General features: G+C 58.8%; 10 protein-coding genes. 1 reads left to right on the top strand and 9 read right to left on the bottom strand.

What is annotated here, in order from left to right; all coding sequences use genetic code 11:
• Both ACIQ0G_RS08020 and guaA read right to left on the bottom strand, forming a co-directional pair.
• Positions 1-237 (bottom strand): GNAT family N-acetyltransferase (locus ACIQ0G_RS08020; protein ID WP_397577454.1); only part of this gene is annotated, 237 nt, incomplete at its 3' end.
• A 13-nt stretch (positions 238-250) separates the two neighbouring features.
• Positions 251-1825 (bottom strand): glutamine-hydrolyzing GMP synthase, encoded by a 1575-nt coding sequence (gene guaA / locus ACIQ0G_RS08015; RefSeq protein WP_397577453.1) that lies wholly within the window; start codon positions 1823-1825, stop codon positions 251-253.
• A 107-nt stretch (positions 1826-1932) separates the two neighbouring features.
• On the opposite strand from guaA, the gene ACIQ0G_RS08010 reads away from it, so the two are divergent.
• Positions 1933-2457 (top strand): TetR/AcrR family transcriptional regulator, encoded by a 525-nt coding sequence (locus ACIQ0G_RS08010; protein WP_397577452.1) that lies wholly within the window; start codon positions 1933-1935, stop codon positions 2455-2457.
• Here ACIQ0G_RS08010 and ACIQ0G_RS08005 read toward each other — a convergent pair.
• The 7 genes from ACIQ0G_RS08005 to tgt all read right to left on the bottom strand — a co-directional run bounded on the left by ACIQ0G_RS08005 (position 2454) and on the right by tgt (position 9709).
• Positions 2454-2804, bottom strand: a complete 351-nt coding sequence (locus tag ACIQ0G_RS08005; RefSeq protein WP_397577451.1) for a hypothetical protein — start codon at positions 2802-2804, stop codon at positions 2454-2456. The two genes, ACIQ0G_RS08010 and ACIQ0G_RS08005, sit on opposite strands and share 4 nt — an antisense overlap.
• A gap of 63 nt (positions 2805-2867) precedes the next feature.
• Positions 2868-3641, bottom strand: a complete 774-nt coding sequence (gene xth / locus ACIQ0G_RS08000) for an exodeoxyribonuclease III (protein ID WP_397577450.1) — start codon at positions 3639-3641, stop codon at positions 2868-2870.
• A gap of 32 nt (positions 3642-3673) precedes the next feature.
• Positions 3674-4009 carry an iron-sulfur cluster assembly accessory protein gene (locus ACIQ0G_RS07995; protein ID WP_324478608.1) on the bottom strand — a complete coding sequence of 112 codons (336 nt, stop codon included), beginning with the start codon at positions 4007-4009 and terminating at the stop codon, positions 3674-3676.
• Between the two features lie 110 nt (positions 4010-4119).
• A complete protein-coding gene (locus ACIQ0G_RS07990; protein ID WP_397577449.1) occupies positions 4120-4851 on the bottom strand; it encodes a M23 family metallopeptidase in 732 nt (243 codons plus the stop codon).
• A 557-nt stretch (positions 4852-5408) separates the two neighbouring features.
• Positions 5409-5867 carry a peroxiredoxin gene (locus ACIQ0G_RS07985; RefSeq protein ID WP_397577448.1) on the bottom strand — a complete coding sequence of 153 codons (459 nt, stop codon included), beginning with the start codon at positions 5865-5867 and terminating at the stop codon, positions 5409-5411.
• Between the two features lie 13 nt (positions 5868-5880).
• Entirely contained in the window at positions 5881-8565 is a 2685-nt protein-coding gene (locus ACIQ0G_RS07980) for a bifunctional [glutamine synthetase] adenylyltransferase/[glutamine synthetase]-adenylyl-L-tyrosine phosphorylase (protein ID WP_397577447.1), read from the bottom strand.
• 4 nt (positions 8566-8569) lie between these two features.
• Positions 8570-9709: a tRNA guanosine(34) transglycosylase Tgt gene (tgt, locus tag ACIQ0G_RS07975; protein WP_397577446.1), complete on the bottom strand. Its 1140-nt coding sequence runs from the start codon at positions 9707-9709 to the stop codon at positions 8570-8572.
• Positions 9710-10028: the final 319 nt, after the last annotated feature.

Below are 10028 nucleotides of genomic sequence, written 5' to 3'. Positions count from 1 at the left end.
CTTTGCGACCTTCACCAGAAACGAACAGGTCGGCCGCGCTTTGATGCCCATGGCTTCGATCTGTTCAAACACACCCGTGGCCAGCCGTCCCCCCGCGCCCGTCCCGCGCAAGGCGGATGGCACTTCGGCGTGCGGCAATATCATGACGTCGTTGTCCCAGCGGATGGTGACATAGGCATCGCCCGCGTCCGTCGGCATGTTGAACCGGTTGCGTTCGGGTTCGTAGGCGATGGTCATGGCTGTGTAAGCCTTATTCCCACTCAATGGTTCCCGGTGGCTTTGATGTATAATCATAAACCACGCGGTTGATGCCTTTGACTTCGTTGATGATGCGCGTCGACACACGGCTGAGGAAGGCGCTTTCGAATGGGTAGATGTCGGCTGTCATGCCGTCGGTTGATGTCACCGCGCGCAAGGCGCAGACATTGTCATAGGTGCGGCCATCGCCCATCACGCCGACGGTGCGGACGGGCAAGAGCACGGCAAAGGCCTGCCAGATCGCGTCATATAGGCCTGCATTGCGGATTTCTTCGAGATAGACGGCGTCCGCCTTGCGCAACACGTCGCACCGTTCCTTGGTCACTTCGCCCGGAATGCGGATGGCGAGGCCGGGGCCGGGGAAGGGGTGGCGGCCGACAAATTGGTCATTCAGGCCCAGTTCGCGGCCCAAGGCGCGCACTTCATCCTTGAACAGTTCGCGCAAGGGTTCGACCAGTTGCATGTTCATCCGTGCGGGCAGGCCGCCGACATTATGGTGGCTTTTGATCGTGACCGAAGGCCCGCCGGTGAAGCTGACGCTTTCGATCACGTCGGGGTAGAGCGTGCCTTGCGCCAAGAAATCAGCGCCGCCGATTTTCTTCGCTTCTTCTTCAAACACGTTGATGAATTCGCCGCCGATGAATTTGCGTTTCTTTTCGGGGTCGGTGACGCCCGCGAGGCCAGCCATGAAGCGTTCTTCGGCGTCCACGACGACGAGCGGGATGTTGTAATGGTCGCGGAACAAGGTTTCGACCTGTTCACGTTCATTCATGCGCAGCAGGCCGTGGTCGACAAAGACGCAGGTGAGCTGCGCGCCGATCGCTTCGTGAATGAGGATCGCCGCAACCGAACTGTCGACGCCGCCCGAAAGGCCGCAAATGACGCGGCCTGACCCTACTTGCGCGCGGATTTCGGCAATCTTGGTCGCGCGGAATTCCGCCATCGTCCAATCGCCGGCAAGGCCGCAGATTTTATGTACGAAGTTGGAGATTAATTTCGCGCCATCGGGGGTGTGCACGACTTCGGGGTGGAACTGGATGCCATAATATTGCCGCGCTTCGTCGGCGATAAAGGCAAAAGGCGCGCCGTCGCTGGTGGCGACAACTTCAAAGCCGGGGGCAAGGCTGGTGACCTTGTCGCCATGGCTCATCCACACCTGATGCTTGTCGCCGGTCGCCCACAATCCGTCAAACAGTGCGCAGGGTTTTTCGACCTCAATAAAGGCACGGCCAAATTCGCCGCCTTCGCCTTCGCTCACATGGCCGCCTAGCTGCATCATCATGGTTTGTTGGCCATAGCAGATGCCAAGGATAGGCAGTCCGCTGTCAAAAACACATTGCGGTGCGCGCGGCGAATCGACTTTGGTCGTCGATGCGGGGCCGCCCGACAATATGATGCCCTTTGGCTTCATACGCGCAAATGCGGCTTCGGCGGAATTGAATGGCGCGATTTCCGAATAGACCCCGGCCTCGCGCACGCGGCGGGCAATCAATTGAGTCACTTGTGACCCGAAATCGATGATCAGGATGGAATCGGAAGGGTGGGCGTGTGTTTTGGATTCAGGCATGGCCAGCCGATAGTGATTGCCGCCGCCGCTGTCCAGTTACCGCGGTGACTTTGGACTTTGGACTTTGCCCTTTGCCCTGACCTGTTTCGGTGCGCTATAGCGTTGGCGTGATAAAGCCTGACACCAAACGCGCCGATATCATCGAGCGATTGACCGCTTATGTCCTTGCGCAAGGGCTTTCGGCGTCGAGCCTGCGTCCGTTGGCGAAGGCTGCGGGCACCAGCGACCGGATGCTGCTATATTATTTCAAGGACAAATCCGAAATCATCACCGCGGTGTTGGAACAGATTTCTGCGCAGCTGGTGGAGATGATCAGCGCGCACACCGCCGCCGAGCCGCTGCCCGTGGACGCGCTGCGCTGCAAATTGGCGGGTATCGTTTTTGAAGATGCGCTGTGGCCCTATATGCGGATCTGGCTTGATGTCGCGGCACGCGCGGCGATGGGCGACCCGTTTTACCGCGCGGTGGGCGAAGAGATTGGCCGCGGATTTCTGGAATGGGGCAAGGCGCAGCTGCAATCGGACAGCGAGGCGCAGCGCGACATTGATGCCGCGCGGCTTCTGGTCAGCATCGAAGGGATGCTGTTCCTGAAAAGCATTGGCCTTGACGATATAAACGCCAAGGCACTTTAGCGCGCGCGTGCGGCCCGCGCGGGGCCGAGCAACATGGCGGCAATATCGCCTTTGGTGCGATAGCTTTGCACGAGCAGATATGCGGCCAAAAACGGTGCGCCAAGATTAAAGGCCGCAAATCCGAGAACGAACCCGGCCACGGTAAATTCGTGACGCCATGCGACCCAGAATCCGGAAAACATTAGAAAGAATAAAAAGTCGAGATTGAACTGCCCGGGCCACGCCATCTCCGCAATGTCACCGAAAAATATCGGATACAGACCCATGCCATGGTTGGCGATGGTGACGCTGGTATAGGCGCCGACAATGGCAATGACGGCAACGAGGAAAAGGCGAAACAAGGTCATGACAAACTCCCCATAATAGTGGGAACTTGATACCAAAATGTAGCGACTGCTACAATATCTATTTTAGTCGATCAGTTCCACCCAAGTCGGCGCGTGGTCGCTGGCCTTTTCACGGCCGCGATGGTCCTTGTCGACGCCGCAGGATGCCAAGCGGTCGGCGACAACGGGGCTGAGCAAAAGATGGTCGATGCGAAAGCCATGGTCGCGTTGCCATGCGCCGGCCTGAAAATCCCAATATGTCCAAATGCCGCCTTGCGGATAATGCGTCGCCAGCGCGTCGGTCCAGCCTTGGCCCAATAACGCGCGATAGGCCGCGATGCTTTCGGGTTGGCGCAAGGCATCGTCCAACATCGCGGCTGGCGCCCAGATATCATGCGCATGGGGAATGACATTATAGTCGCCCGCCAGCACGGCGGGGATCTCCGCCGCCAATAATTCGGCGGCGCGGTCGTACAAGCGCTTCATCCACGCAAGCTTATAGTCAAATTTTGGCCCCGGCAGCGGGTTGCCATTGGGCAGATAAATGCTCGCAACGCGTATGCCGAAAACATCCGCCTCCAGATAACGGGCATGTTCGTCCTCGGGATCGCCGGGCAAGGTGCGCTGCGCTTCGACAGGCTGCGTGCCCTTGGCGAGGATGGCAACGCCGTTGAAGGATTTTTGCCCGTGCCAGATCGCGCCATAACCAGCGCGTTCAAATTCTTCGACCGGAAAGCCCTCGTCCTGTGACTTGACCTCTTGCAGGCACGCAATGTCGGGTTGGGTTTCTTCCAGCCACTCGAGCAGGCGGGGGAGGCGCGCTTTGACGCCGTTGATGTTGTAAGTCGCGATACGCATGCGCGCGACCCTAGCCGCGCATGGCTATTGCATCAAACCGAAAAGCTGGAGCCGCAGCCACAACCGGCCTGCGCTTGCGGATTGGTCACCTTGAAGCTTTTGCCGCCAAGCGATTCGACGAAATCCACCGCAGAGCCGCGCACCAGATCAAGGCTGATGGGGTCGACGACCAAAGACGCGCCTTCGCCTTGCGCGGTGATGTCATCCGCCTCAACGCTGTCGGCGAGGCCGAAACGATATTGAAAGCCCGAACAGCCGCCACCTTCCACCGACAACCGCAGCACCGGATCTTTCCCAAGCTTGGTTGCAATCTCGGCCACGCGGCGCGCGGCATTGGCGGTCATGGAGATGACTTCAGTTTCGCTCATATCGGATATGTAGGCCATGCAGCAGTTAAAGAAAAGGGGCGGCGCAGTATCCCGCGCCAGCCCCCAAGATTACACCCTCTCCCAAAGGTGATGCGTTTTGGCCTGTCTGCTTACTCGCCGTCAGCAGGGCCACCGATGGCAGTGCTATCAACAGTTTTTGCAGCAAGCAAGATTTTTGCGCCGCTTGGGTCAGATTTCATTGGCGACAGAAATGCGGTTGGGTTGATCGCTTCACCGGCAATGCGGACTTCATAATGCAGGTGGCTTCCGGTCGAGCGGCCAGTTGAGCCCATATAGCCCAGAATGTCGCCCTTGCGGATGCGCTGACCTGGCGCAACATTCATCGCCGACAAATGGCCGTAACGTGTCTGCACCGCGTTGCCGTGGTTGATTTCGACCAATTTACCATAACCGCCAACCCATTCAGCGCGGCCGATGAAGCCATCTGCTGTTGCGTAAATCGGTGTGCCGATGGCGCCGGGAATATCGATGCCCTTGTGGTTCCGGCTGGCGCCACGCGTCGGTGCGTTGCGATATCCATAGCCGCTGGAGAATTTCATGATGTCCACTGGGTTGATCGATGGAACGGCAACTGCAACCTTGGTTGCGGTGCCGTTGATGCTGCCCCAGCTGTCGTTCAACGCGCGGAATTCAGGGTCCGACACGCCAAGCGCGCTTTGGTTCGCGCGCAAATCTTCTGGTGAAATGCGGAACGTGTCTGATGAGGCGGCGGCTGAGTTGGCGAACGATGGCGTTGCTGCTGTGAAAGCGGCGACCATTACCAAAGCAGATACAGCTTTAAGGATCAGTGATTGGCAGTTTGCCAAAGCGCTGGATACCATGTTGCGTATTACCTTATCATGCGACCCGCGCTTTTACGCAGTTCAGAAGTTTGACCAAGACAGAGGATCTGCCCACTCATTACGAAAATGGTGGTGTCCGATGGCTCAAACGAATGCAACATACCTGTCATAATCGCGGGACAAACCGCCGCTCAAACGCGTTGAGTCGTTGAATGGAGCGTTCAACGGTTCACTAAAGTGGCGGTTTCCCAGCAATTTCCAAACTGGCTTTGGCAATATCTGGCGTCTTGAACAACGCGTCTCAACGCCATTTGTTCCCGCCAAGACCCGCGAAATTTCGTGATTTATAGATGCGATTGACCGTCCGAGGGGTGACCGAATCGGTTGGCGTTTCGATTCGTCCGTTGGTCGCAAGTTGCGCGGCTCAACTCACCGCAGCCCTGAGGCAGGATGAGGGTTGGACGGTGAACCGTCCGTCCCTACTCCCGTCACCCTGAACTTGTTTCAGGGTCTTAATTATCGACGTTGAAGAATTAAGATGCTGAAACAAGTTCAGCATGACGGATGTGATAGAGCTTTGAGCGTTCGTGCGAAAACTACAAACTTTTCGCCGCGGCCAAAACCTCTGCGGCGTGGTCCTTGACCTTTACCTTGCGCCAGACCTGCGCAACCTTGCCGTCTTTGCCGACCAGATAGGTTGACCGGTCAATGCCCATATAGCTTTTGCCGTACATCGATTTTTCGACCCAAGCGCCCATTTGCTCGGTGGCATCGCTGGCTTCGTCGGACAGCAACGTGACATTGAGTTCATATTTCGCCGCAAATTTCGCAAGCTTGGCGGGCTTGTCCTTGGACATGCCGTAGACGGGGCAATGGACCGCGGCGAAATCCGCCGACAGTGCGGTGAAATCCTTCGCTTCGTTGGTGCAACCGGGCGTGTCGGCCTTGGGGTAGAAATAGAGCACCAGCGGACCTTTGAGCGCCGCCAGATTGACCGCATTGCCAGCGCTATCCGCCACATTTACGTCGGGCAGGGTGTCGTTGATATCGGTCATGTTGGGTTCCTTTTCAAAAATCGCGTGGTCCAAATAGCCGTTGCCATTCGTGCATGACAACCCCGCGATAATCCCTAATCGCCGTCATCAAGGCATCCCAATCGGCAAAGCCAAGGCTGCCTGCGATTAACGCCTGCGCGGCCTCTGGCGGGGTGGCGCAATCGGGCGCAACGAGGCGCACCATGACCAACAGACGCGCGAACAACGCATAAGCGTTGGCAAAGTCTGCGGGCAGATGTCCGGCTTCCACCAGCGCATCAATTGCGGGGCCAAGCTGCGGCACCAGCCCGGCATGTGTTTCCAACTGGAGCCGGTGGATGATGAACTCCATATCGACCAAGCCGCCGGGCAAAAGCTTCACATCCAGATCGCCCTTTGGCGGTTTATGCGCCGCCATGTCCTTGCGCATGCTGGCGATGTCCGTCCGCAGTTTTTCCGGGTCGCGTTGGCCATGCAACACATCCGCGACAATCGCATCCACCTGCGCACGGGCATCGGCGGAACCGAACAGCACGCGCGCCCGCGTCAGTGCCATATGCTCCCACGTCCACGCATTTTCGCGCTGATATTGGTCAAAGCTTTTGACCGACGCGCAGAGCAACCCGTCGGCGCCCGATGGCCGAAGCCGTGTGTCGATTTCATATAAAGCGCCCGATGCGGTGGGCACCGACATTGCGGCAATCACGCGCTGCGCCAGCCGGTTGAAATATTGCGTTGCGCCCAAGGAACGCGGCCCATCGGATTCGGCGAGATTATTGCCGGTGAACAATAAGATCAGGTCAAGGTCCGACGCATGCGTCAATGCCTCGCCGCCCAATCGGCCCAATGCCAAAATGACCAGCTCGCCGCCGTCAATGCGGCCATGCGCTTTTTCAAATTCGGCCACCGTCGCGGCGGTGAGCGTCTGCAACGCGGCCTCTGCCAAATGGGCGTAGCTGCGCGCAATGTCGCTTGCGTCGCTTCGGCCCTCAATCAACTGCACGCCAAGCGCAAAGCGTTTCTCGCCAACATAATCGCGGACAATGTCGAGCATGGATTGATAATCGGCATCGCCAATCCGGCGCGCCATCGCGTCGTGCAAAGCGGCCATATCGCCCGGCAAGTTCATCGCGCTCGTGTCAATCAAAGCGTCCAGATACCGGCTCTGCCGGCCAAGATCGTCGGCCAGCGTCGGCGCGTAGCTCAATATGTTGGCGACCAATTGCAAAAGCCCGGGCCGCGCCTCCAGCAAGCGGAAGACGTTGATGGCACTGGGTATCGCCTCGATCATATTTTCGAACCGCGCGATGGCACGGTCGGAATCGGGGGCCAGCGCCAATGCTTTCATGATCGCGGGCAGGACGGTTTCGAACGCGTCACGCGCCGATGCGCTGCGGATCGCGCGAATCTTGCCGCTGCGCCACCGCGCCATGCGCTGCATGATGGCGGCCGGGTCGGTATAGCCCAAATCGGTCAATTGTTCTTCAAGCGGCAGGCCTTCATCGGCCATACGCGGCCCTTCGCTGCCGCCTGCGTCCACCATCCGGTCGTAAATCGCCGCGACGTGTGCGGTGACTGGGCGGATCGCGGCAATCAACGCATCGGCGTCCGCCAGCCCATGCAAGCGCGCGACGGCATCGGCGGTTTCGCGGTTCAGTGGTATCTCGTGCGTTTGCCGGTCGCTGTGCATTTGCAGACGATGTTCAAATGTCCGCAACTGTTCATAGGCCGATGATAATGTCTCCGCCTCTTGCGGGCTAATCGGCCCAGCCGCCGCCAGCCGTTTGAGCGCCTCGCGGGTGTCGGGCACACGCAGCACCGGATCGCGTCCACCATGGATCAGCTGATGCGCCTGCGCGAAAAATTCACATTCGCGGATGCCGCCATGGCCACGCTTCAGGTCGAACCCAAGGCCCATTTTCTGACCCTTGGCATAATGGTCGCGGATTTGCGCGGTCATGGCGGTGATGTTCTTCAATTGCCCGAAATCAAGCGACTTGCGCCAGATGAAGGGTTGAATGGCGTTCAGGAAATATGCGCCGAGCGCGCGGTCGCCTGCGCAGACCCGCGATCGGATGAATGCCGCTTGTTCCCACGCCAGCGCGCTTGATTCATAATAGCCGATGGCCGCTTCGACGGGCAAAGCGATGGGGCTGACCTCAGGCGATGGCCGCAGCCGCATGTCGACGCGAAAGACATATCCGTCGCCATCCAATGCGGACAATAGTTCGATGACGCGGCGGCCATAGCGCACCGCAGCCTCTGCCACATCGTCACGTTCGCGGTGGGGCAGGGTTTTGGGATCGAACAGGAAAATCGGGTCAATGTCCGACGAATAATTCAGCTCGCGTCCGCCATGTTTGCCCAGCGCAATGACAGCAAAGCCTTGGTTGGGCGCGCCGGGCACGCGTTCTTCGATGGCGGCAGATATGGCTTGGTCGAGCGCATGGTCGGCAAAGTCGGAAAGGATGCCTGTGACGCGGCTGAGGTCCCAAACGCCAGCGAGGTCCGCAATCGCGGTGACCAGCGCAACGCCCTGCCGCTGTTGGCGCAAGGCACTGCCGACATTGTCCGCCGTTCGGGCAAGGGATTGCGCAAGCGCCGCGTCAAATTCGCCCGCTGCGACCATCGCCATCAAATCGGGGTTGCGGTCCATCAATCCGGCAAGAAACGGACTGTTGGCCTGTGCGCGTGCGATGGCTGCTGCGACGCGCGTCATGGTTTCAACCCTGATCTTTTCCGCGGACATAATCCCGCCGGAAATCGGCGGCGAATGCCGCAAAGCGCCCTTGCGATATCGCCGCGCGCATTCCGGCCATCAGCATTTGGTAATAATGCAAATTATGCTGCGTCATCAGCATCGCGCCCAGTATTTCGCCCGACCGGATCAGGTGATGGACATAAGCGCGGGTCCATGTTGCGCACACCGGGCAGGTGCATTGGTCGTCAATCGGCCCTTGGTCTTCGGCAAATTTCGCATTGCGGATGTTGATGGGGCCATGATGGGTAAAGGCTTGGCCATTGCGGCCAGATCGGGTGGGCAGGACGCAATCGAACATGTCGATGCCGCGCTCAACCGCGCCCACCAAATCGTCAGGCTTGCCCACACCCATCAGATAACGTGGCCGGTCGGCGGGCAATTGGTCCGGCGCATAATCGAGGCAACCAAACATCGCCTCTTGCCCTTCACCCACCGCAAGGCCGCCCACGGCATAGCCATCAAAACCAATGTCGATCAAAGCATCGGCAGAGCGCTTGCGCAATTCTTCGTCCAATGATCCTTGTTGAATGCCAAATAAGGCCGCGCGCGCGGCATGTTCGCCGCCGCTGTCGAACCCGTCGCGTGAACGCTTGGCCCAACGCATCGATAGTTCCATCGACTTGATCGCTTCATCGCGGCTCACGCCATTGGCGGGGCATTCGTCAAACGCCATGACAATGTCGGACCCCAATAGCCGCTGAATTTCCATCGATCGTTCGGGCGACAGCATATGTTTCGACCCGTCGAGATGGCTTTGAAACGCGACGCCCTCTTCGGTGATTTTGCGCAAAGCCGACAGGCTCATCACCTGATACCCGCCGCTGTCGGTCAATATCGGGCGGTCCCAGCCCGAAAACTGGTGCAACCCACCCAGCCGCGCGACACGTTCCGCGCCGGGCCGCAGCATCAGATGGTAGGTGTTGCCAAGGATGATGTCCGCACCCGTTGCGCGCACTTCGGCAGGGCGCATCGCCTTTACCGTGGCGGCGGTGCCGACGGGCATGAAGGCGGGCGTACGAATTTCGCCGCGCATCATCTGAATGCTGCCGGTGCGCGCCTTGCCATCGGTGGCGGAAATCGAAAACTGGAATCGCGTGGTCATGGGGCGGCTTTAGAAGCATCCAATTGATTTGTCATTGCTGCCTTCGCCAAACCTATCGTCATCCTGAACTTGTTTCAGGATCTTACTTTAGTGTTGCAAGGAATTAAGACCCTGAAACAAGTTCAGGGTGACGAACATGTGATGTTGGAATGCTGATGGGAAGGGCGGGGTCTCTGCATAAACCGAAGCCCTGAGCAGCGGGTGCGCAGCGCCTGCGACCGTCGAAGGGTGTCCAAAGTGCAGGCGCTGTGCCGATGGACGCCCTTCGACAGGCTCAGGGCTGCGGTGATGATACGGGGCCCTCCACGCTTCACTGCGG

The sequence above is a fragment of the Sphingorhabdus sp. genome (assembly GCF_044354325.1).
Taxonomy (GTDB): Bacteria; Pseudomonadota; Alphaproteobacteria; order Sphingomonadales; family Sphingomonadaceae; genus Sphingorhabdus_B.
The sequence above is the reverse complement of the archived record's forward strand: the minus strand, read 5'-3'. Positions and strand labels throughout refer to the sequence as shown.